This window comes from Streptomyces sp. AK08-02 (assembly GCF_033795085.1).
Taxonomy (GTDB): domain Bacteria; phylum Actinomycetota; class Actinomycetes; order Streptomycetales; family Streptomycetaceae; genus Streptomyces; species Streptomyces echiniscabiei.
In genome coordinates, this window is record NZ_JARAZV010000006.1 from 442,572 (window position 1) to 464,837 (window position 22,266).

General features: G+C 71.1%; 24 protein-coding genes. 11 read left to right on the forward strand and 13 right to left on the reverse strand.

Annotated elements, in window-relative coordinates; genetic code table 11:
* Positions 1-29 precede the first annotated feature (29 nt).
* Positions 30-650, reverse strand: a complete 621-nt coding sequence (locus tag PV734_RS15440; protein WP_319289865.1) for an FxLYD domain-containing protein — start codon at positions 648-650, stop codon at positions 30-32.
* A 339-nt stretch (positions 651-989) separates the two neighbouring features.
* Here PV734_RS15440 and PV734_RS15445 point away from each other — a divergent pair, with 339 nt between their 5' ends.
* Together PV734_RS15445 and PV734_RS15450 are read left to right on the forward strand one after the other, a co-directional pair.
* Positions 990-1,601, forward strand: coding sequence for a carboxymuconolactone decarboxylase family protein (locus PV734_RS15445; protein ID WP_319289867.1), 612 nt, complete (start codon positions 990-992; stop codon positions 1,599-1,601).
* Positions 1,598-2,482 (forward strand): RNA polymerase sigma-70 factor, encoded by an 885-nt coding sequence (locus PV734_RS15450; RefSeq protein WP_319090637.1) that lies wholly within the window; start codon positions 1,598-1,600, stop codon positions 2,480-2,482. The genes PV734_RS15445 and PV734_RS15450 overlap by 4 nt, the downstream gene beginning before the upstream one ends.
* A gap of 27 nt (positions 2,483-2,509) precedes the next feature.
* On the opposite strand, the gene PV734_RS15455 is transcribed toward PV734_RS15450, so the two are convergent.
* Positions 2,510-3,046: an ATP-binding protein gene (locus PV734_RS15455; RefSeq protein ID WP_319090638.1), complete on the reverse strand. Its 537-nt coding sequence runs from the start codon at positions 3,044-3,046 to the stop codon at positions 2,510-2,512.
* Between the two features lie 83 nt (positions 3,047-3,129).
* Here PV734_RS15455 and PV734_RS15460 point away from each other — a divergent pair, with 83 nt between their 5' ends.
* A complete protein-coding gene (locus PV734_RS15460; RefSeq protein WP_319090639.1) occupies positions 3,130-3,888 on the forward strand; it encodes a class I SAM-dependent methyltransferase in 759 nt (252 codons plus the stop codon).
* A 51-nt stretch (positions 3,889-3,939) separates the two neighbouring features.
* A complete protein-coding gene (cpt, locus tag PV734_RS15465; RefSeq protein ID WP_319090716.1) occupies positions 3,940-4,485 on the forward strand; it encodes a chloramphenicol phosphotransferase CPT in 546 nt (181 codons plus the stop codon).
* 38 nt (positions 4,486-4,523) lie between these two features.
* On the opposite strand, the gene PV734_RS15470 is transcribed toward cpt, so the two are convergent.
* Together PV734_RS15470 and PV734_RS15475 are read right to left on the reverse strand one after the other, a co-directional pair.
* Positions 4,524-6,752, reverse strand: coding sequence for a glycoside hydrolase family 3 N-terminal domain-containing protein (locus PV734_RS15470; protein ID WP_319289917.1), 2,229 nt, complete (start codon positions 6,750-6,752; stop codon positions 4,524-4,526).
* Positions 6,753-6,826: 74 nt separating this feature from the next.
* Positions 6,827-7,918, reverse strand: coding sequence for an N-acetylglucosamine kinase (locus tag PV734_RS15475; RefSeq protein ID WP_319289869.1), 1,092 nt, complete (start codon positions 7,916-7,918; stop codon positions 6,827-6,829).
* Between the two features lie 84 nt (positions 7,919-8,002).
* Here PV734_RS15475 and PV734_RS15480 point away from each other — a divergent pair, with 84 nt between their 5' ends.
* Positions 8,003-9,244, forward strand: a complete 1,242-nt coding sequence (locus PV734_RS15480) for a cellulase family glycosylhydrolase (protein WP_319289871.1) — start codon at positions 8,003-8,005, stop codon at positions 9,242-9,244.
* 165 nt (positions 9,245-9,409) lie between these two features.
* On the opposite strand, the gene nagZ is transcribed toward PV734_RS15480, so the two are convergent.
* Entirely contained in the window at positions 9,410-10,915 is a 1,506-nt protein-coding gene (gene nagZ / locus PV734_RS15485) for a beta-N-acetylhexosaminidase (protein WP_319289873.1), read from the reverse strand.
* Positions 10,916-11,083: 168 nt separating this feature from the next.
* On the opposite strand from nagZ, the gene PV734_RS15490 reads away from it, so the two are divergent.
* The 3 genes from PV734_RS15490 (at position 11,084) to PV734_RS15500 (ending at position 13,662) form a co-directional block, all read left to right on the forward strand.
* A complete protein-coding gene (locus PV734_RS15490) occupies positions 11,084-12,478 on the forward strand; it encodes a histidine-type phosphatase (RefSeq protein ID WP_319289875.1) in 1,395 nt (464 codons plus the stop codon).
* 80 nt (positions 12,479-12,558) lie between these two features.
* The gene (locus PV734_RS15495) at positions 12,559-12,972 is read left to right on the forward strand and encodes a DUF6153 family protein (protein ID WP_319289877.1); all 414 of its coding nucleotides are present in this window, start codon (positions 12,559-12,561) and stop codon (positions 12,970-12,972) included.
* 66 nt (positions 12,973-13,038) lie between these two features.
* Entirely contained in the window at positions 13,039-13,662 is a 624-nt protein-coding gene (locus PV734_RS15500; RefSeq protein ID WP_319289879.1) for a DUF305 domain-containing protein, read from the forward strand.
* Positions 13,663-13,850: 188 nt separating this feature from the next.
* Here the strand turns inward: PV734_RS15500 and PV734_RS15505 are convergent, their stop codons facing one another.
* Together PV734_RS15505 and PV734_RS15510 are read right to left on the reverse strand one after the other, a co-directional pair.
* Entirely contained in the window at positions 13,851-14,060 is a 210-nt protein-coding gene (locus tag PV734_RS15505) for a hypothetical protein (RefSeq protein ID WP_319090646.1), read from the reverse strand.
* The gene (locus tag PV734_RS15510; RefSeq protein WP_319198803.1) at positions 14,057-14,458 is read right to left on the reverse strand and encodes a DUF6415 family natural product biosynthesis protein; all 402 of its coding nucleotides are present in this window, start codon (positions 14,456-14,458) and stop codon (positions 14,057-14,059) included. Before PV734_RS15510 ends, PV734_RS15505 begins: the two co-directional genes overlap by 4 nt.
* Before the next feature lie 112 nt (positions 14,459-14,570).
* Between PV734_RS15510 and PV734_RS15515 the strand changes: the two genes are divergently transcribed.
* On the forward strand, positions 14,571-15,815 hold the full coding sequence (locus tag PV734_RS15515; RefSeq protein ID WP_319090648.1) for a Twin-arginine translocation pathway signal: 1,245 nt from the start codon (positions 14,571-14,573) through the stop codon (positions 15,813-15,815).
* A 3-nt stretch (positions 15,816-15,818) separates the two neighbouring features.
* Positions 15,819-16,139 carry a 4a-hydroxytetrahydrobiopterin dehydratase gene (locus PV734_RS15520; RefSeq protein WP_319090651.1) on the forward strand — a complete coding sequence of 107 codons (321 nt, stop codon included), beginning with the start codon at positions 15,819-15,821 and terminating at the stop codon, positions 16,137-16,139.
* A 92-nt stretch (positions 16,140-16,231) separates the two neighbouring features.
* Here the strand turns inward: PV734_RS15520 and PV734_RS15525 are convergent, their stop codons facing one another.
* The 5 genes from PV734_RS15525 to PV734_RS15545 form a co-directional block, all read right to left on the reverse strand.
* Entirely contained in the window at positions 16,232-16,531 is a 300-nt protein-coding gene (locus tag PV734_RS15525) for a hypothetical protein (RefSeq protein ID WP_319090652.1), read from the reverse strand.
* A gap of 239 nt (positions 16,532-16,770) precedes the next feature.
* The gene (locus PV734_RS15530) at positions 16,771-18,195 is read right to left on the reverse strand and encodes a HAMP domain-containing sensor histidine kinase (RefSeq protein WP_319090653.1); all 1,425 of its coding nucleotides are present in this window, start codon (positions 18,193-18,195) and stop codon (positions 16,771-16,773) included.
* The gene (locus PV734_RS15535) at positions 18,196-18,930 is read right to left on the reverse strand and encodes a response regulator transcription factor (RefSeq protein ID WP_319090718.1); all 735 of its coding nucleotides are present in this window, start codon (positions 18,928-18,930) and stop codon (positions 18,196-18,198) included.
* A gap of 98 nt (positions 18,931-19,028) precedes the next feature.
* On the reverse strand, positions 19,029-19,658 hold the full coding sequence (locus tag PV734_RS15540; protein WP_319289881.1) for an FMN reductase: 630 nt from the start codon (positions 19,656-19,658) through the stop codon (positions 19,029-19,031).
* Positions 19,655-20,791, reverse strand: coding sequence for an LLM class flavin-dependent oxidoreductase (locus PV734_RS15545; protein WP_319289883.1), 1,137 nt, complete (start codon positions 20,789-20,791; stop codon positions 19,655-19,657). Before PV734_RS15545 ends, PV734_RS15540 begins: the two co-directional genes overlap by 4 nt.
* A 166-nt stretch (positions 20,792-20,957) precedes the next feature.
* On the opposite strand from PV734_RS15545, the gene PV734_RS15550 reads away from it, so the two are divergent.
* The gene (locus tag PV734_RS15550; RefSeq protein ID WP_319289885.1) at positions 20,958-21,755 is read left to right on the forward strand and encodes an SDR family oxidoreductase; all 798 of its coding nucleotides are present in this window, start codon (positions 20,958-20,960) and stop codon (positions 21,753-21,755) included.
* Here PV734_RS15550 and PV734_RS15555 read toward each other — a convergent pair.
* Complete coding sequence (locus PV734_RS15555) at positions 21,746-22,237, reverse strand: hypothetical protein (protein ID WP_319090657.1); 492 nt, start codon at positions 22,235-22,237, stop codon at positions 21,746-21,748. The two genes, PV734_RS15550 and PV734_RS15555, sit on opposite strands and share 10 nt — an antisense overlap.
* Positions 22,238-22,266 lie beyond the last annotated feature (29 nt).

Genomic DNA, 22,266 nt, shown 5'->3' on the forward strand with positions numbered 1-22,266 from the left:
ACCGGATCCACAACGGGCTCGCGACGCACTCACGACGCGTATCGCGTCACCTCGGTCACCCGGCACTTGATCTTCGCCTTGATCGTGTCCAGGCCCTGCGCCGTCTCCTGGGCCTTCTGGCCGGGCGCGAGGTTGTTGGTCGCCGTGAACGCGTCTCCGAGCCGCTTGCCCGACGCGTCCACGAACTCCACGCTCACCGCGTAGTTCGACGTCTTCGACGACCGGTTGGTGATCAGCAGCTCGGCCGACGGCCACGAAGTCGTCGCGTCCACCTTGCACGACGTGATCCTCACGTCGCCCTCGGGACCGTCCGGCACTCCCGCCGCCGTCTCCTTCGCCGGGGCGCTGCTCCTGCCCGTGGACGACTTGTCCGACGTGGGCGTGCTCCCGCCCTTCGGCGAACCGCTGTCGCCGCCGCCGACCGCCAGAACGATCACGATCAGTACGACGAACACCGCGACCACGCCGAGGCAGCTGAACCCGATGATCTTCCCCGCGCTGCTGTTTCTCGGCGGAGGCGGACCGCCCCAACCCGGCCCGGTCGGCGGCTGCTGCCACCCCGGCGGAGCGGGCGGCTGCTGCTGCTGACCCCACTGCGGCTGCCCCTGCGGCGGCTGCTGGCCCTCCGGCCCCGGATACCCGTACGACATGAGACCCCCCACGGTCTGTGTGATGAGAGGGGGACACGGTATGCGGTGATATGCGCACAGTGTGCGCTTGTTCCCTATCTGTGACGATCGGTCCTCGGCGGCTACATCACCAGCGTGCGCCCGGACGGTCAACGACGCACGCCGACGGGCGTCACGCCACTGCCAGGTGCCCTTTGGGAGAGCCTTCGTCGGCTTCCTGGCTCGGAAACCCGAACACCGGCCCGCGTCACAGGCGTTGTCACGTTCCCGAGCCCGCCGGTGTCTTCATGTCCAGCAGGTCGACAGACCGACGGGCCAACAGGCCGCCGGACAGAGACATCAGGCACTGAGGAGAACACCGTGACACTGCGCATCCCCAAGGCGGAACTCCCCACCGATCTGAGCGAGAGCATGGTCAAGCAATTCGGTGCCGTGCCCGAGCCCTTCGAGGTGACGGCACACAACCTCAAGGTCGCCCAGGACTCCACCGACATCGGGAGCAGGGTGAGCGAGTGGGACATGGCCGACGAGGGGCTCAAGACCTTCGCGCACATGGCCGTCGCCGCGCAGGTCGGCTGCAGTTGGTGCCTCGACATCAACTACTTCCAGGCGCTGCACAAGGACCTGGACCTGACCAAGGCGAGTCAGGTGCCGCGCTGGCGCGAGTCGGAGGTGTTCACGCCCCTGGAGCGGGACGTACTGGAGTACGCCGAGGCCATGACGAACACCCCGCCGACCGTCGACGACGAGTTGTACGCCGGTTTGCTCGACCGGCTCGGCCCGGCCGCGATGGTCGAACTCACCGCGTCCATCGGCTTCGCCAACATGGCGACGCGCAACAACTTCGCGCACGGCATCACCTCGCAGGGCTTCTCCGACGCGTGCGGGATACCGCTGGCCGCGCGCCCTGAGACGGCCGACTCCAACAGGTCCGGCATCGGGACGTCCGGCGTGGTGCCGGCGGCGACATGACCGAGGATCCGACGGCCGATCCCTTCGTCACCCACCGCGGCCTCCTCTTCACGGTCGCCTACGAGATGCTCGGCTCGGCGGCCGACGCGGAGGACGTGCTGCAGGAGTCCTGGCTGCGGTGGGCCGACGTCGACCGGTCGCAGGTGCGTGAGCCGCGTGCGTACCTCGTCCGCACCGTGACCCGGCAGGCACTCAACCGTCTGCGCGCGTTGTCCCGCAGCCGCGAGGAGTACGTGGGTGAGTGGCTGCCGGAACCCCTGCTGACCAGCCCTGACGTCGCCGAGGACGTGGAGCTCGCGGAGAGCGTCTCGATCGCGATGCTGACCGTCCTCGAAACCCTCGGGCCCACCGAGCGGGCGGTGTTCGTGCTGCGGGAGGTCTTCGCCATGCCGTACGGCGAGATCGGCGAGGCCATCGGGAAGTCCGCGGCGACGGTACGGCAGGTCGCGCGGCGGGCGCGTGAGCATGTGGCCGCCCGGCAGCCGCGAGTACGGGTGAGCCGGGCCGAGCAACGGGCCGTCGTGGACCGCTTCCTGCTCGCCCTGCGCACCGGGCGGTTGCAGGACCTGCTGGACGTCATGGCACCGGACGTGGTCCTGGTCGCCGACGGCGGCGGGGTCGTGGCCGCCGTGCTCGCCCCGGTCCACGGAGCCGAAACGGTGGCGAAGCTGCTCACGCGCGCGAACCAGGACCAGATCGCGGTCCCGTTCGACATGACGACCGTGTGGCTCAACGGCGCCCCCGCGGGCCGCATCGACCTGCACGGCGAACCGACCGCGGTGAGCGTCGTGGTGGAGAACGGGCAGGTCACCCGGATCTACATCATGCGGAACCCGCGGAAGCTGACACGGCTCGACGAACCGGCCGAACTCACCCGGTAGGCATGCGGGGCAACGGCACAGGTGTCGTCAGGCGCGTCGGCCGCTCTTCACGGCCTCCGTGATCCGCAGGGCGACCTCGCCGGGGGTGAGGCGGGAGGTGTCGACGACCTCGCCCTCGGCGTGCAGCCATGTCCGGGCCGCCTCGGCGTAGGGCTCCAGGTATTTCAGACGGAACGGCGAGTTGGGGCCGAGAACGGTGTCGCCCGCGATACGGCCACGGAGGGTGTCCTGGTCGGCGTGGAGGACGAAGTGCCGTACAGGAATGCCGTGTTGGGCGAGGCCGGTGCTGATCTCGCGCCAGTACCGCTCGACCAGGACGGTCATCGGCATCACCAGTGTGCCGCCGGTGTAGTCGAGTACGCGGCGGGCGGTTTCGACGACGAGTGGTCGCCACGGCGGCCAGTGCTGGAAGTTGTCCGTCACGGGCAGCCCGGGCGTGATGTCCATCAGTGTCTCGCCGACCTTCTCGGCGTCGAACACCCGTGAATCCGGGATCAGTTGCTGCACAAGCACACTGGTGGTCGTCTTGCCGGCGCCGTGGGTGCCGTTGAGCCATACGATCATGCGTCCGACGTTAGCGCGCCGTGGGGCGGTCGGCCCGGAGACCCACAGCCTGGGTGTCAGTCCCCTCCCCTACAGTCCTCCGCGTGACCCACGACCCCTGCGCACCCTCCCCCACCTACCTCACCGCGATCCGCGACTCGTACGACACCGTCGCCGCCGACTACGTCCGACTAGTCAAGAATCCGACGGAGTTGGACCCGCTGTCGCGCGCGATGCTGACCGCTTTCGCCGAGGCCCTGCGGGTGGCCGACGCCGGTCCGGTCGCGGACCTGGGATGCGGACCCGGCAAGGTGACCGCGCATCTGGCAGGCCTCGGAGTGCCCGCGTTCGGCGTCGACCTGTCCCCGAGGATGATCGAGCTGGCCCGCCGGGCCCACCCCCACCTGAGCTTCACCGTGGGCTCGATGACCGCCCTCGCGCTGCGGGACGACGAACTCGGCGGCATCCTCGCCTACTACTCCACCCACCACACCCCACCCGAGCAACTACCCGTTGTGTACGACGAGTTCCACCGCACCCTCGCACCCGGCGGCCTCCTGATGCTGGCCGGCTACGTGGGAGACGACGAGTATCTGCGCCTGTGTCCGACCCAGGCGTACGGCGGCCATCCGGTGTCCTACGAGGCCCATCTGCTGCCGGTGGAGCGGATCGCCGAACTGCTCGGCAGGGCGGGGTTCGTGATCACGGCGCGACTGGTGCAGGCGCCCGACGAGAACGTGCGGAGGACAGTCGCCACCTTCCTGGCCCGGAAACCCGAACGCCCGCTCGCGCCCCAGTCATTGTCACGTGGTCCTGGTCAAGGACAGCCCGCTCCGGCCGGAAATTCGTTTCGGTCGCCGTAGCGGACGTTCTAGTGTGGCGCGGTGTCGATTCCGTTTCAGCCTCAGGTCCAGATGATCATCCTCAACGGTGGTTCCAGCTCGGGGAAGTCCGAGATCGTACGGTGTCTGCAGGCCGAACTGCCGGAACCGTGGCTGGCGTTCGGGTGTGACTCGTTCGTCGACGCCCTGCCCGCGAGGATGCGGGAGTCGGACGCGGGGATCGCGATCACGACGGACGGCGAAGTGAGCGTCGGGGCGGACTTCCTGGCGCTGGAGGCGGCCTGGCGGGAGGGCGTCGTGGCGACGGTCCGGGCCGGCGCCCGGGTCGTCATCGACGACGTCTTCCTCGGCGGAGCGGCGTCCCAGCAGCGGTGGCGCAAGGCTCTCGGCGAAGGGGGTGCGCTGGGCGAACCCGCTGTGCTGTGGGTCGGCGTCCGGTGCGAGCCCGCCGTAGCCGCGCGCCGCGAGATCGCCCGGGGAGACCGGGCCCTGGGGATGGCCGCCGCGCAGGCGGATGTCGTCCACGAGGGTGTCGTCTACGACCTGGAGGTCGACACGTCGCACACCGAGTCCCTGCTGTGCGCGCGAACCATCGCCGCCCACAGGTACCGGCGGTGAGAGCCCGGTGGGCACGCGAGCGGCGCTGACCGCACCGGTCAACGCGTGAGGTCAAGCACCACCGGTACGGCCCCCAACGCCCCCCGCGCCGACTCCGCCACCCGAATCTCCACGCTCCCGGGCAGCACCGCCCACTCCAAGTCCCCGTCCACCTGTGCGAGTTGTTCCGTCCCGAGGGTGAACACGACCGTACGACTCTCTCCCGGGGCCAGATCGACGCATCGGAAGGCGCGGAGTTCCAGGGTCCGCGGCCACACCGTCGTACGCAGCGGGCGGATGTAGAGCTGCGCCACCGAACGACCGGCCCGTTCGCCGGTGTTGGTGATCCCGACCGTGCAACTGGCGCCGTCGTCATCGACCTTCGGAACGCCGTACTCGAACGTCGTGTACGTCAGGCCGTGGCCGAAGGAGTAGAGCGCCTCGGCGTCCTCGTCCGCGTACGACCCGTACTCCGTGTCCTTGTGGTTGTAGTAGACGGGGAGTTGGGCCGCCGAGCGCGGGACCGAGACGGGGAGGCGGCCGGTCGGGGAGGTGTGGCCGAGGAGGATCTCGGCGATCGCCTCGCCGCCCCAGGGGCCCGGGTACCAGGCCGTCAGAAGGGCAGCCGCGTGGTCCGTCGCCTCGGGGACCGCGTGCGGGCGGCCCTGGATGAGGACGACGGCCGTGGGTGTGCCCGTCGCCGTCACCGCGTCCAGCAGGGCGTGCTGGGCCCGGCCCAGCCGCAGGTGGGCCAGGTCGACGCCCTCGCCGCAGGTCATCTCCGAGACGGTCGTCCGGGCGGCGCCGTTGGCGTCGAACTCGGTGTCCGGGGTACGGGCGCTGCTGCCGCCCAGGACCAGTACGGCCAGGTCGGAGGCGGCTGCCGCCGCCACCGCCTCGGGAATGCCGGAGAGGTCGTCGCCGGTCAGGGCGCAGCCGCGGGCGTGGCGGATCTCCGTCTCGGGGAGGGTGAGGCGGTTCAGGGCGGCCAGGACGCTGGTACCTGTGCCTGGACGTTGGGGGGCGGTGTAGTCGCCGAGTTGGTGGGCCGTGGTGGCGGAGTGCGGGCCGATGACGGCTACGCGGGAGACTCTCGCCGGGTCGACGGGCAGGACACCCGCACGGTTGTGGAGGAGGGTGACCGACGAGCGGGCCAGGGCTGTGCTCAGCGCACGGCCGTCCTCGGCGGACGGTGACTCCGGTGTCGTATACGGGTGTTCGAAGAGGCCGAGGCGGAATTTCAGGGTCAGTACCCGGGCCACGGCCGCGTCGACCGTCGCCTCCTCCACCAGGCCCCGTTCCACCGCCTCCGCGAGATGCGTGAAGCCCTCGTCCCAAAGGCTCAGGTCGATACCGGAGTTGAGGGCGAGAGCGCCTGCCGAGACCTTGTCGCCGGTGATACGGGCGAGGCGGTCCACGGCCAGTCCGTCCGCCACGACCAGGCCCTCGAAGCCCCAGCCGCGATCCCCGCTCCCGCGCAACAACCCGTTCAGCAAAGGGCCGTTGGCCGAACACGGGATGCCGTCCACCTCGTTGTACGCGGCCATGACCGCTGCGGCGCCCGCCCGTACGCCTGCCCTGGCTGCCGGGAGGTGGATCTCGTGGAGTTCGCGGGGGCCCAGCTCCGACTCGGCGGAGTTGCGCCCACCGACCGTCGCGCCCTGACCCGCGAAATGCTTCAGGACCACCGGTGCCTTGTCCAAGGAGAAACCCCCCTGCGCCCCTACCTGCCCCAGGTCCCCCTGCATGCCTCTCACCAGCGCCTCCGTCAGGCGCGCGGCAAGGTACGGGTCCTCCCCGAAGCACTCCTCCGTACGGCCCCAGCGTGGGTCGCGGGCGATGTCCAGGGCCGAGACGAGGGCCAAGTGGCCGCCCCGGGCGCGGAGTTCGGCGGCGGCGTGGGATGCCGCCCGCTCGTACAGGTCCGGGTCCCAGGTGGCGCCCACCGCGAGGTTGACGGGGAGGACCGTGCCGTCGAGGGCCATGAGGCCGTGCGGTACCTCCTCGACGAAGAGGGCGGGGATGCCGAGGCGGCTGCGTTCGAGTACGTGACGCTGGACCAGGTGGGCGAGTACCGGACCGGCGTCGGCGTCGGCGCCCGTCGAGTGGTCGACGCCGGACCAGGCGTCGGCGCGCAGGAGTCCGTACAGGGCGCCGAGTCCCTCGAAGCGGTCGGTCTCCTCGTACAGGGCCTCGGTCAGCTCGAACCCGCCGTCCGGGCGGCGGCGGTAGGCGTCCCAGCCGTACATCCGCTGGTTGAGCTGGCCGACCTTCTCGCGCAGGGTCATCCGGGCCAGCAGGTCGGCCACGCGGGCGGCGACGGGGGCGGCGGGGTCGCGGTAGAGGGGAGAGGGGGGCGCGGTCACTGGTTCTTCTCCGGGTGGGTGTCGGGGCCGCCGCCGTGGGCGAGCCGGGCCAGGGCCACCGCGCCCCGGCTGCCGTCGGGGACCCAGTGGGCCACCAGGCCCAGGGCACTCAGGCGCCGGTCCAGGGGGCCGGTCAGGGGGCCTTCGGGGCCGAGCAGGCCGCCCGTCGCGACCAACGACTCGCCCGGCCTCGGCTCCAACGCCCGTACGCAGTCGGTGAGGTGGCCGGCCGCCTCGCCGAGGATCGCCTGCGCGAGCGCATCCCCCGCCCGGGCGGCCTCGGCGACCAGCGGGGCCAACCGGGCCAGCCGGACCGGCGGTTCGGTCATGACGGCGGGCAGGACATGCCGACGGTAGGCCTCGCGGGCGGCACGGGGCCAGGAGGGACCGGCGCCCTCACCGCCGTACGGGAGAACCGCGTCCGGCACCCTCAACTCCCGTCCCACCAGCGCCGCCAGAGCCGTGTCGCCGCCCCGCCGGTCCGCCATGCGCAGGGCGACCCGTACTGCCTCCCGGCCGATCCAGAAGCCGCCGCCGTCGTCGCCGAGGAGCCAGCCGTCGCCGCCGACGGTCTTCTCGCAGTGGCGGTCGGCGATACGCATCGCGACGGCGCCCGTGCCGGCGACGAGAGCCAGACCGTCCGCAGGAGGGCCGGCGAAGCCCGGGGCCGCGGCGAAGGCGGCCTCGATGTCGCTGCAGATCCGAACCTCGTGCGCGGGGATGCCGAGGCGCCGCAGGGCCTGCGTCAGCGCGGTGAGGGCGTTGACGCGGCCGGGTTCGTCGGCAGTGCCGGCGGCGCCCGCGAAGCCGCCCACGACGGCGACGACCCGGGGGCGGTCCGCTTCCGGCACCGCCCCGGTGAGGGCCTCGACGAGGTGCTCGGTGAGCTGCGCGACGGGGACCGTGAGGGCGTTGCCCGGCCCGGCGACGCCCTCGCCGAGCGGGCGCCCGTCGGAGGCGGACGCCAGCACGGCCCGCGTACGGGTTCCACCGGCGTCGAGCCCGACGACTAGGGCGCCGCCGGACGGAACCCCGTGTCCGCCCCGGCCGGAATCCCGACCCGAATCCTGGTTCAATTCATTGCTCATCGCGCACTATGGTGGTTCATACATTCGCCGAGGACAAGACCCGACTCGCGGCCCGGCGCAGTCACGTACGTCCGAGGAGGACCCGTGAGCACACTCCCCGCCCCCCGTTCCGGCCCCCGCTTCGGCGTCAACTACACGCCGCGCCGGGGCTGGTTCCACTCCTGGTACGACTTCGACCCGGCCCTCGCCCGCGAGGACCTCGACCAGATAGCCGGGCTGGGCCTGGACCACGTACGGATCTTCCCGCTCTGGCCGCTGCTCCAGCCGAACCGCACACTGATCCGCGCCTCCGCCGTCGACCAGGTGGCGCAGCTCGTGGACGTGGCGGCGGAGGCGGGCCTCGACGTCATGGTGGACGGTGTGCAGGGCCACCTCTCCAGCTTCGACTTCTACCCGGAGTGGACCCGCAGCTGGCACCACCGCAACGTCTTCACGGACCCGGAGGCGATCGAGGCGCAGGCCGAGCTGCTGCGCACCCTCGGCCGCGCCCTCACCGGCCGCCCCAACCTCCTCGGCCTCCAGCTCGGCAACGAGCTCAACAACCTGGTCGAACACAACCCGGTGACGGTGGCCGACATCGACCACTACCTGGACACGCTGCTGGCGGCGGCCCGCTCGGGACTCGGCCCGGCGGGCCTGGCGACCCACTCCGCGTACGACGCCGCCTGGTACAGCGACGACCACCCCTTCACCCCGGAGGCCTCGGCCCGCAAGGGCGACCTGACGACCGTCCACCCCTGGGTGTTCTCGGCCGACTGCGCCCGCCGCTACGGCCCCCGCTCCCCGCAGGTCCAGCATCTCGCGGAGTACGGCGTGGAACTGGCCACCGCCTACGCCGAGGACCCCGCCCGGCCCGTCTGGGTCCAGGAGACCGGCGCCCCCGAACCGCACATCCCGGCGGCCGACGCCCCCGGCTTCGCCCGCGCGACCGTACGCAACGCCGTCGACTGCGCCAACCTGTACGGGGTCACCTGGTGGTGCTCCCACGACGTCGACCGTTCCCTGGCGGACTTCCCCGAACTGGAGTACACGCTCGGCCTGTTCGACGCGCAGGGCAACCCGAAGCCGATCGCCCAGGCATTGGCGGAGACGGTGGCCGAGCTACGCACCTCCCCCCGCCCGACCGACCCCCGCACAACCGCCCTCGTGCTGGACTGCACCCCGGGGAACCGTTCGATTTCAGGCCCTGGCGGCGCGTACTTCGAGGCGTGGATGCGGTTGCGCGCGGAGGGAGCACGCCCGGCGGTGATCCTGGCGGAGCGTGCGGAGGACGAGGGCTACCTGACGGCGAGGGCCATCAAGGAGGTCGTCGTACGGCCCAGCTGAGTGGACGCGGACGGGGGCCCCGGGGCCAACCGCATGCCTTCAGGGGCCCCTCTGAACACGGGCAACCGTAACCGACCTGCTTTCAGGGGCGCGGGGCTGTATCGATATGCGGCTCCGCCGCGTGGGCGCGACCAGCCCCCACCGACCCGCACCCCACACACCACCTCAGACACCCCCCACCAACACCTCGGCCAACGCCCGCAGATTCACCCGCCCCCGCCCGTACGAACACAACGCGGCGGCGCGATCCGGCAACCCCGTCTCCACCACCACCGCGTCCCCGCGCCCGGCCGTCAACGCGTCCCGCAGCTCCCGCTGCCACGGATACAACCCGGCATCCGACGTGGCGACCACCAACGGCACCCCGGCCGCCCACCCCAGAATCCCCTCGACCATGGCACGCGGATCCACCGGAACCTCGTTCAGCGCCAGGCCCGCGGCCGTGGGATCCAGCGCGCGCACCTCGCTCAGCAGATCCTCGCCACCCCAGTTCAGCGCGGGATGCGGCGGTGCGAACAGGTCGACGACATACGCACCGCGCACCGAAGACACCGCACCCCCAAAACCGGCGGAACCACCCCGCACGGCCCGCCGAGCCGCGTCGAGCCCCGCATCCGCGTCCCAGGGCGGGACCGTACCCGCCCCCGCCGCGCCGGCGTACCGCTCCGCCAGCCTCCGCACCCGCCCGGCGGCCTCCTGCACCCGTGTCTCCACGAGCGTGCCGTCCCGCAGCGCGCCGATCACCGCGTCCCGGCAGGCCAGGGTGGTCGCCAGGTCCGGCACCGCCACGATCACCTGGTCCGCGCCCGCCGCGAGGGCCAGCCGGGCGCCGGCCGCCTCGCCGTACCGGTCGGCTATCGCCTTCATCTCCAGGGCGTCGCTGACCAGGACCCCGTCGAAGCCGAGGTCGTGGCGGAGCAGGTCGCCCAGGATGCGGCGGCTGAGGGTCGCGGGCCGTTCCGGATCCAGCGCCGGGTACACCACATGCGCGCTCATCAGCATCGGCACGCCCGCCGCCACCGCCGCCCGGAACGGCTCGACATCGGCGCGGATCTCGTCGTACGACCGCGGGTCGACCGCCATCTCGTGGTGGCTGTCGGTCACCGTGCCGCCGTGGCCCGGGAAGTGCTTGGCGCAGGAGGCGACACCGCGCGCCTCGGTGGCCGTGATCCAGGCGCGCAGGTGACGGGCGGCGAGGCCGGGATCGGCGCCGAAGGAGCGGGTGCGGACGATCGGGTTGGCGGGGTGGTGCTGGAGGTCGGCGACGGGGGCGTACGAGACGGTGATGCCCAGCGAGGCGAGGTGACCGGCGAGGGCGTCGGCGCAGCGGGCGGTGAGGTCCGGGTCGTCGACGACGCCGAGGGCGTAGGAGCCGGGTACCTCGGGCGCGCCCGCGGCGACGAGGTGGCCGATGCCGCCGCCCTCGTTGTCGATGGCGACGAGGAGATCGGGGCGCAGGGCGCGCAGCTCGTCGGTGAGGCGGCGGACCTGGTCCGCGTCGCGCACGTTACGGGTGAAGAGGATGACCCCGCCGAGACCGCGCTCGATGAGCCGCCTGAGGGTGTGCGGGACACCGGCGGTGCCGTCGAAACCGGCGACGAGGCACCGGTGGACGGCTTCGTCGAGGTCGAGGGGCAGGTGGTGCCGGGGCTGCTGCTGCGTCGACTTCATCGGGGGGCCTCTGGATCTCGCGAGTGAGATTTAGATGATAGAAGCCACCAAAACTTGAGCACAAGGTGAATCAATCAACCAAAACCTCACAGCATCCATGCCCCATACGCCCCGCATGCGCCATTCCACGGCCATCCCTGGTTCATCCGCGCCACCGACGATGCGCCCATGAACCGCACCGCCCTCGCCCTCGCCGCACCCCTGTGCGCCCTGCTGGCCGCCACGCTCCCCGCCCACGCGGCGGACCGTTCCCCCTCCGGAACGGTCTTTGGATCGGTCTCCGCGGACAGCTACGGCACCAAGGCCTCGTACGCTCCCCAGCAGAGCCTGCGGAGCTACCAGCAGCCCCCGAAGGGCTTCGTCCCGGTGTTCACGGAGAACGTCTCCCGACACGGCTCGCGGGCCGCGACCGACAGCTCGGACGGCGATCTGATCCTCAAGCTGTGGGACCAGGCCGAGAGCGAGGGCCAACTCACCGCGCGCGGCAAGGAGTTCGGGCCGAAGGTACGAGCCCTGCTCGACGCCATGGCCGAGGTCGGCTACGGCAACCTCAGCGGGCGCGGGAAGAGCGAGATCGCGGGCACCGCCGTACGGATGGAGAAGCGGCTGCCGGGTCTCTTCGCCGGCATCGCGAGGAACGGCGAGAAGATCGACGTCGTCAGCTCCGGACAGGGCCGCGCCGTCGACAGCGGTCAGCTCTTCGCCGACACCCTCGCGGCCACCGACCCGGCCCTCAAGCCCCTCATCGGCGCGGGCCGTACCGACAAGGACCTGCTGTACTTCCACAAGGCCGCGGGCGGCGCCGCCTACCGCGACTACATCGCGAACGACCAGCGCCTCGCCACCACCCTCGCGTCGATCACCGACCAGCCGAAGACCCACCGCGCGGCATCGGACGTACTGCGGAAGATCTTCAAGCGCGGCTTCGTGCGACGCATCGTCGACGGCGAGTTCGCGAGCACCGCCGGCAGCGCGGTGGACGCGGCCGAGGCGGTCTACAACCTGTACGGGATCGCCCCGGCCATGAGCGACGAGAGCCCCGGTGGCAGGGGCTGGCACATGGACCGGTACATCTCGCAGGCCGACGCCGCCTGGTTCGGATACCTCAGCGACGCCGAGGACTTCTACGAGAAGGGCCCCGGCTTCACCGGCAGCGACATCACGTACAAGATGGCGGGTGTCCTGCTGGACGACTTCTTCAAGAAGGCCGAGACCGCGCAGGACAGCACCCCCGGCTCCGGCACCCTCGGCGCCGAACTGCGCTTCACGCACGCCGAGGAGATCATCCCGCTGGCCGCGCTGATGGGCCTGCCGGGCAGTACGCGGGGGGCGACCGCCGAGCGGCCGTACACCTACGGCGACAACCCGTGGCGGGGCGCGGCCGTGGCGCCGATGGCCTCGAACATCCAGTGGGACGTGTTCCGCAAGGGCGACACCACGCTCGTACGCATGCTCTACAACGAGAAGGAGACCGCCTTCAGGGCGAGCTGCCGACCGGTGTCCAAGGGCAGCAGGTTCTACGCCCTGGATGAGCTGGAGCGCTGCTTCGGCCGTACTTCCTGAAGACCGCAGGTACGGCCGAGCGGGTGGGGATATAGGGGTACCCGGTATCCGTATCCGCCGCCTCGACTAGGATGACCCACGTGACAGCCCGCGCCCAGCGACAGCAGCGCCCGAACCCCCCGTTGTGGTGGGCGCGGGCGTTCGTCGTGCTCGGGCTGCTGGCGGGCGTCCTCGCGATGCACGGCCTGGGGCCGGGCGGCGGGATGGCCGAGAGCGCCCATCACGGTCACCACGCCAAGCCGATGAGCATGCGGTCGGGGCCGTCCGACGAGTCCCTCTGCCACGGCATGGGCTCGCACGGCGGCCACTCCCAGCACGCCGACGCGACCTGCGCGTCCGGCGCCGTACCGGCGGGGCACACGTTCCCCGCCCTCGCGCCCGACCCGGCCGGTGCTCCGGCTCCGGCCGCCCGTGCCGACCGTTCGCTGCCCCGGTCCCCCGAGGGTGCCCGCGCGCCACCCTCCCTCGCCGAACTCCAACTCCTGCGGATCTAGAGGCACCCGCACGTCTCAGGCGTGCCCGCGTACCTCAATCCCCCCTCGCACAGCAGGAGTTCCAGCATGCGCACAACCCGCAAGACCCTCGTCGCCCTGGCCGTCGCGGCCACGCTCGCCGTCACCCTCACCGCGTGCGGCAGCGACGACGGCAACAGCGACAACAGCGGCAAGAGCAGCGGCACGGGTACCAGCACCGGTGCCAAGACCGAGGCCTACAACGCCCAGGACGTCACCTTCGCGCAGGGCATGATCCCCCACCACAAGGGCGCCCTGGCGATGGCGGAGGAAGCGGCCGTCAAGGCGTCGTCGGCCGAGGTCAAGTCCCTCGCCGCCCGCATCGAGAAGGCCCAGACCCCGGAGATCGAGACCATGACGGGGTGGCTGAAGACCTGGGGCAAGGACGTCCCGACGTCGACGCAGTCGATGCCCGGCATGGAGTCCATGGAGGGGACGGAAGGAACCGGGGGCATGGAGCCGATGCCCGGCATGGACCACAACGCCTCCGGCAAGGAGTTCGACAAGAACTTCCTCACCATGATGATCGAGCACCACAAGGGCGCCGTGACGATGGCCACCACCGAGAAGGCCAAGGGCGAGTACGGCCCCGCCACCTCCATGGCCGACGACGTCATCCGCACCCAGAACGCCGAGATCACCGAGATGAAGGAGCTCCTCGGCAAGAACTGACACCGAGAATCGCTGGTGAGTCGGCCGACGGCTGTCCATCCGGCCGACTCACCGCACCACAAACCCTTGAAGGGCATCTGCTTCGGGTTTTCGGGCGTTCGCACGGTGGCCGTCCCCGATCAGGGGAACAGGGACGGCCACCTTCCTGCCGCCGGCTCATTCCCTCGGCAACAGGGGCTGTGGAGCCGTCAGCCTTCCGACGGCAGGGCCTGTGCGATCGGCCTGTGGCAAGTGCAATGGCATCGTGCCTGGAGGAGGATGCCCGAGCTGTGCGGCAGGGGGATGTCCTCGGTCTGGCGGCACTTCGCGTGCATGGCCTTGTATTCGGGCCGGAGGGCGACCACGCACTCGGCGGACATCCGGTCGGTGTCGTCGAGCGTGAAGGCGGAGTCGCTCACCGACCGGCCGCCGGGCGTACGCCGTTCAGGTTCTCGTAGTGGTCGCACAGGGCGTTGACGACACGGGCGAGCTTCCGCGCCAGGACCAGGACGGGCAGGGCTCCGCCGCCGTCCAGGCGCAGCTTGGTGTGCGCCTCGCCGATGCAGGCGAGGGCGCAGTACTTGGGGATGCTGTCTTTCGGTTCCCGCGCTGCGGCATCCGCCACCTCAGGGATGAGCAGGTGGATGTGGCCGCGCAGCACGACGGTGAGCGTGTCCAGCTTGTCCGGCGAGGGCGGAGCGACACCCTCGGCGAGGAGTGTCCGCGCGCTGTCGCGCATCGTCTCGATGTCCGGCTGGCGCCGGTCTGGCCCCACATCGACACCGTCTGCCGCGTTCTGTGTACGTCCTGTAGCCACAACGCGATGATGGGTGGGCACGGCGGGACGCAACCAGGCCGTGGCGCGGCCATGCGCGGCCACGTAGCGGCCATGGCCACAGGCAGGCGCGATGACACCTCATGCTGGGCGGATGAGCCGCAATGACGCCTTGAGAGCCGCACGACTCCGGGCGGGCTGGCGGACCATCGAGCAGGCCGCCACAGAACTCTCCGAGCACGGGCAACGTCTCCTCGACGACCGGCAGTTCACCGTCTCCGCGCGCACCTGGCGCCGCTGGGAGGCCGACCGCCCCGGCTGGCCGCCCGAGGAGACCGCGATCGTCCTCCATGACGCGCTCGGGCGATGGCCCGAAGACCTCGGATTCACCACGCCACCCGGCTGGATCCGCCCCGAGCACCACGAAGAGGCAGATGTGAGACGCCGCGCGTTCGTGTCCGTCACCGCTGCCGCACTCATCCCTGGCCCCGTAGCCCCGCAGCACGTCGACCCTGCGCTGATCGACTACTTCCAGACACAGTTGGAGGGCCATTACCGGGCAGACATGCTCCTCGGCCCGCACGATCTGATCGGCACGGTGTCCGCGCAGTACCAGCTGATCGACAAGCTGGTCCGGTCGGCGCGGGGCGAGACGAGGCGCGGCCTGCTCCGGGTAGGTGCGGCCTACGCGGCGCTCGTGGGCTGGCTGTACCAGGACGCCGGCGACATGGACGGCGCCCACTTCTGGCGGGGCGTCACCCAGGAGATCGCGATGCGTTCCCGCGACCCGCATCTGATCGGCTACTCCCTCGTCAACCAGGCGCAGGTACGCACCGACCTCGGGGACGGACACGCGGTCGTCGACCTGTGCGAGGCGGCCCTCGACGACTCCGGACGCCTGCTGCCGAAGGTGCGCATCATGGCCTTGCAGCAACAGGCCCACGGCGCCAGTCTCACCGGCGACCGGACTGCCGTGGACCGACTCATCGACCAGGCGGACGGACTCCTGGGCCGGGTTGACGACGACCTTCCATGGGGCAACGCGTGCCGCCGTACGCCTGGCTACCTCGAAGTGCAGCGCGCCACCTGCTACGGACGCCTCGGCCTAGGTGCCGAGGCGGTCTCCCTGTGGGACCAAGTCCTTGGCATCGTCCCCGCGACGGCCCGCCGGGACCGTGGCGTGTATCTCGCCCGGCATGCGACCGCGGCGGCCGGGGCGGGTGATCCGGACCAGGCCCTGGAGATCGCCCGTACGGTTGTGGACATCGCCGTCGAGACCCGGTCGGAGCGCATGCGGCGGGAATTGGCCACCCTTCAACGGGCGATGCGGCCATGGCAGGATGCCCCGGTCGGCCAGGATCTCGCCGAGGTTCTGGCGCCCGTAACCGAGGGGAGCTGACGCGTGGCCGAGGCACCGGTGCCGCTGACGGAGGACGAGATCGAAGCGGCCCTGCGAGAGATACCGGGCTGGCGCCGGGAAAACGACGAGATCACCCGCACGTTCGGCATCCGCTACCACGGCGGGGTGGCGATGATCGTGCACGTCGCGGACGTTGAGCGGCTCATCAGCCACCACGCGGATATCGACCTGCGGTGGGGAAAGGTACGGTTCGCGATCACGACGCACGACGCTGGACACAAACTGACCGTGGCGGACTTCGACTTGGCCCGCAGGATCGACGCGATCGCCAAGGCGCACATGGCCGAGCCTCTCGACGACTGACGAGGGGGACACGCGGACGAGTCCGCTGGGCATGACGAAGACCCGCCCTGAACCGCATCCGGCGCTTGCCAGGGGCCTCTCCATGCGACAGGTCAGCCGAAGCTCCCGTCGATCGTGCCGTTGTCGTAGTAGTCGAACATGTCCCGGTCCTTCTTCGACAAGCCGTCGATCACGTTGGCCATAAGGATCTCGCTGTAGTCGTCTTCCTTCACGTCCTTACACGCGGACGGCTTGCCCTTCACGCCCGCTTTCGTCTGCGCGGCGAGGGCGTTCTCGCAGCTCTTCAGCGTCTCGGCGTACGTGGGCCGCATGAGCAGCCAGACGGCGAGCCCCGCCGCCGCGACGACGAGAGCGGCGGTAGCGATGATGGCGGCGAGTCGCTTACGGCGCATGGTCCCCCCAAGGACGTGATGTACAAGAGGGCATCTTGCGTCCCCATGTGTGCCGCGTGGAGGTTTATGCCCGTGTTGTGAACACAGACGAGTGAAGGTCCCGAATCCTGCTGGACGACGCGCGAAGGACCAGCCAGGGCTCGCAGGAGCAGCCCCAACTCGAAGGTCAGCCGACCAACGGCGCCACCAACCTCATGGAAGAACACCGAGGCGCGTCCATCGCCCCAAGGAAGTCGCCCTCACCCCTGCCCCCCCACCGTGAACCCGATGACCGCCCCGCCCCCGTCCCGCCGGTTCGCGAAGGGCGCCCCGCCGTGCGCGATGGCCACCTCGCGGACGATCGACAGCCCGAGGCCCGAGCCCGGCAGGCTACGGGCGTCGGCGGCTCGGTAGAACCGGTCGAACAGGCGCACAAGATCGCCCTCGGCGATTCCGGGCCCCCGGTCGAGCACCTCGACCCGGATCACCCCCTGCCGCCCGCCCTGCCGCACCCGCTCCGGCCCGGTGACCGCGATCTCGATCGGCGTCGTACCGCCCCGGTCGAACTTGGCCGCGTTCTCGACGAGGTTGGACATCGCACGCTGGAGCGCGGCGGGCCGGGCGTCGGCGGCCGTCTCACCGCTCGCCCGTACGACGACGTCCCGCCCGGTACGCCGCCGGGCCACCACCGCGACCTCGTCCGCGATGTCGGCGAGGTCGATCCGCTGCTTGGGCTCGGCGTCCGACTGCCCGGCCGCCAGATCCACCAACTCGTTGACCAGATCGGTGAGTTCACGCGCCTCAAGGGCGAGGTCGTCGACCAGGTCCTCCCGGGTCGCGGGCGGCAGTTCGTCGATGCGGCGCAACAGCGAGATGTTCGTACGGAGTGAGGTGAGCGGGGTCCGCAGCTCGTGCCCCGCGTCCTGGACCAGGCGGCGCTGGTCCTCCTCCGACTGGGCGAGCCGGCCCAGCATGCGGTCGAAGGAGCGCCCGAGGCGTCCGACCTCGTCGGCCCCGGTCACCGGCACCTGGATGCCGAGCCGGCGGGTACGGGCGACGTCCTCGGCGGCGGACGCGAGGATGCGCAGGCGGTGCGTGATCCGCCGGGCCAGCCACCAGCCGAACAGCCCGGCCGCGACGACGACCGCGACGACCATCAGGATCGTCCGCTGCTGAAGCTCCCGCAGCAGGTCCTCCGTGTCGCTGAACTCCTGCGCGACCTGCACCGCACCCCGCCCGTCGCCCCGCGCGCCGCCCAGGGAGACGGTCGCGATGCGGTAGACGTCATGACCGACGTCGACGTCCTTGTGCTGCACGGCGAGCCCGGCGACCGGGGACACGGCGACGCGACGGTCCGCCGCGGTGACGGGCAGCGCCGGACTGCCACCGTCGACCACCTCGCCCGCCGGCCCGAGCACCTGCACATCCGTACGGCTGGGCCGCACAATGTCGTGCCCCGGCTCGGACGACGAGAAGTCCTGCGGCGTCATCCTGTTGTTCCGCACCTCGTCCTGGAGGTCCTGCACGACCTCCGCGAAGGCGGACTGCTGGTCCACCCGGACGAGCCGCGCGGCTGCGTCGTACGACAGGAATCCGACCAGCACGGTCACCCCGGCGGCGACCGCGGCGAACGACACGGCGAAGGTGGTCCGCAAGGAGGCCAGTCCCGCCCTCCGCAGGATCACTCAGTCCTCCCGGAGGACGTAACCCACGCCTCGCACCGTGTGGATCAGCTGCGACGCGCCCGGCTCGTCGAGCTTGCGGCGCAGGTAACCGACGTACACGGCAAGGTTCTTGGAGCCCGGGCCGAAGTCGTAGCCCCAGATACGGTCGTAGATCGTGGAGTGGTCGAGGACGATCCCGGCGTTGCGCACGAGCAGTTCCAGCAGCTCGAACTCCGTCCGGGTCAGCTCCAGTTCGCGCGTCCCGCGCCACACCCGCCGCGCCTGGAGGTCCATCCGCAGTCCGGCGGCGGTGAGTTGCCGCTCGGGAAGGGCGGGTTCCTTCGTCACCTGGGGCGCGTGTCCGCCGACGGGAGCGGCGCTCCGGGCGGGGCGTTCGCCGGTGCCGGTGCGCCGCAGCAGCGCGCGCAGCCGGGCGAAGACCTCCTCGACGTCGAACGGCTTGACGACGTAGTCGTCCGCGCCCGCGTCCAGGCCGGCGATCCGGTCGGCGGTCTCCACCAGCGCGGTGAGCATCAGGATCGGCGTACGGTCCCCCTCGGCGCGCAGCACCCGGCACACCTGGAGGCCGTCGATGCCGGGCATCATCACGTCGAGGAGGAGAATGTCCGGCGGTGTGCGATGCGCCTGTGCGAGCGCCTCGACCCCGTCGGCGACCGCGGTGACCCGGTAGCCCTCCAGAGTCAGGGCCCGCTCCAGGGCGTGGCGGATGGCACGGTCGTCCTCGGCGAGCAGCACGGTGTGGGGCACCCGCCCAGTGTGCCAAGGGGAGCTCTTACTCGCCTCTCACTCTCCCCCGGACCCGCACCCGCACCCGCGCTCTCACCGCCGCGGTCTCACTGCCGCAGCGCGTCCAGCTGCTGCTCGAAGGGGACGACCACGAACCCCTCCGACTCGAAGCCCTCCGACCCGGACCTCGCTGCCGGCAGCCGCGCCGCCGACAGTCCCGACAGCCCCGCCATCAGGGCCGCCAGTTCCCCGGCCGCCCGTTCGATCCGCTCGGGCAGCCCCTCGGCGCCCCAGTCCTCCGAGGCCGCGTACACCGCCGTCGGCACGACCACGGCCCGCAGATACGCGAACAACGGCCGCATCGCGTGCTCCAGCACCAGCGAGTGCCGGGCCGAGCCACCGGTCGCGGCGACCAGCACCGGCTTCCCCGCCAGCGCGTCCTTCTCCAGCACGTCGAAGAACGACTTGAACAGCCCGCTGTACGAAGCGGAGAACACCGGGGTCACGACGACCAGCCCGTCCGCCCGCGTCACCGCGTCGAGCGCGTCCGCCAGCTTCCGCCCCGGGAACCCGTTGGTGAAGTGGTGCGCGATCTCCACGGCCAGCTCGCGCAGCTCCACGACCTGGACGTCGACATCCGCGTCCGCCTTCCGGTCCACCGCGGCGGCCAGCCGGTCGGCCAGCAACCGGGTGGACGACGGAACACTCAGCCCCGCCGAAACGACGACGAGCTTCATACGGCGCTCCCCTCCTTCTCCTGCGCCTCGGCCTGCTGCCCCTGCGCCTCGGCCTGCTCCTTGCGCGCGGCGGCCAGCAGGGAGGCGTGCGTCGGCGCGTCCGGCACGTCCGCCGCCCGCCCCTTCGCGAACTCCGCCCGCAGCACCGGCACGACCTCCTCGCCGAGCATGTCGAGCTGCTCGAGGACCGTCTTCAGCGGCAGCCCCGCGTGGTCGAGCAGGAACAGCTGGCGCTGGTAGTCACCGGCGTACTCCCGGAAGGCGAGCGTCTTCTCGATGACCTGCTGCGGCGACCCGACGGTCAGCGGGGTCTGGTCGGCGAACTCCTCCAGCGAGGGCCCGTGCCCGTACACCGGCGCCTCGTTGAAGTACGGCCGGAACTCCCGTACCGCGTCCTGCGAGTTCTTCCGCATGAACACATGGCCACCCAGCCCCACGACGGCCTGCTCGGCGGTCCCGTGCCCGTAGTGGGCGTACCGGGCCCGGTACAGGTCGATCATCCGCTTGGTGTGGTCGGCCGGCCAGAAGATGTTGTTGTGGAAGAAGCCGTCGCCGTAGTAGGCCGCCTGCTCGGCGATCTCGGGCGAGCGGATGGAGCCGTGCCAGACGAACGGCGGTACGTCGTCCAGGGGCCGGGGTGTCGACGTGAACCCCTGCAACGGCGTCCGGAACTTCCCCTCCCAGTTCACGACGTCCTCGCGCCACAGCCGACGCAGCAGGGCGTAGTTCTCGACGGCGAGGTTGATGCCCTCCCTGATGTCCTGCCCGAACCACGGGTACACCGGGCCGGTGTTGCCACGCCCCATCATCAGGTCCACGCGCCCGTCGGCCAGGTGCTGGAGCATCGCGAAGTCCTCCGCGATCTTCACCGGGTCGTTGGTGGTGATGAGGGTGGTGGAGGTGGAGAGGACCAGCTTCTCCGTCCGCGCGGCGATGTAGCCGAGCATCGTGGTCGGGGACGAGGGCACGAACGGCGGGTTGTGGTGCTCACCCGTGGCGAACACGTCGAGCCCGACCTCCTCCGCCTTGAGCGCGATGGCGACCATGGCCTTGATGCGCTCGCGTTCGGTCGGCGTACGTCCCGTGGTCGGGTCCGGTGTGACATCGCCGACGCTGAAGATCCCGAACTGCATGGTCGCTCATCCTCCAGGTTGTTAACCATTCAACTATAGCGTCCGAGTGCGACAACCGCGCCCCTTCCAGAGGTATTCCGCCCCTTCCAGAGGCGTTCCACCTCGTGCTACAAGTGCCAGAAGCAGGCAGAGGGTGATTTTCATCTGAAGAGAATGAGGTTCTTCAATGGCAACGAGCGCGATGCGAACCGTGGTGGTCGGCGCGTCCAGCGGACTGGGCCGGTGCGTCGGAATCGACCTCGGCGGCCGGGGCGAGCGCGTCGCCCTGCTCGCCCGCAGACACGACCGTCTGGCCGAGGCGGCGAAGGAAGCGGGCCCCGGCGCCCTCGCCATCACCTGCGACGTCACGGACGAGGACTCGTGCCGGGCGGCGATCGAGCAGGCCGCCGACGGACTCGGCGGCATCGACGCCCTCGTCCACACCACCGGCATCGGCCCCCTCGCCCCCGTCGAGAAGACCGACGCCGACATCTGGCGCCGGGTCATGGACACCAACGTGATCGGCGCCGCCCTCGTCACCAACGCCGCGCTCCCCCACCTCACGGCCTCCGCGGGCACCGCCGTCTACCTCTCCACGGTCGGCGCCTCCCTCACCCCCGCCTGGCCCGGGTTCGCGGCCTACCACGTCAGCAAGGCGGCCCTGGAGAAGCTCGTGGAGGCGTACCGCGTCGAACACCCCTCCGTCGGCTTCACCCGGTTCGTGGTCAGGGACTGCGGGGGCGGCGACGGCGACTCCCGCACCGAGTTCAACAACGGCTGGGACACGACGTACGCCGCCGAGGTCGTCCCACTCTGGCGGGAACGCGGCTATCTGACCGGCGACCTGCTCGACGTGTCCGAGTTCCTCCGCACCCTGGACGCCGTACTGCGCTGCGGCGGCACCATCCCGGAGGTGACGGTGGGGCCGCGCGCGAGCCGGGGACAGCGACCGGCCGACGCCGGAAGCGGTACGCGTCAGAAGTAGTACGCGTCGCCCGTGTCCAGCACGAGCACGCGCTGCTCGTCGTTGCCCCGGTTACGGTCCACGACACCGCCGTTCCAGACGGTACCGATGTCCAGGGTCACCTCGGAGGGCACACCCTGAAGGCGCATCCGCAGCCTGATCTGCTCGCCCACACCATCGGCGGCCAGCGCCCCCGTACGGCACACGACCACCCGCGCCCCGAGCCGCGCGCACCCGTCCGGCAACTGCTGCCGGGCGGCCAACGGCGCCGACCAGGTCAGCCGCACGGTCGCGTCGGCCACGGCGGACGGCCCGTGGTTGCGCGGGGTCACCCGCAGGTCGATCCGCCCACGGTCCAGCGAGACGACCCCGTGATACGCGAGATCCGCCTCGGGCCCACCACTGTCGGCCCCCGCGACACCCCCACCCCAGACCACCCCGAGCACACCGACCACACCGCTCGTCACCGCACCCGCCACCAGCCCACGCGCCCAGACCCTCACGCCACCCACTCCTCGCCCTGCCGAAGACC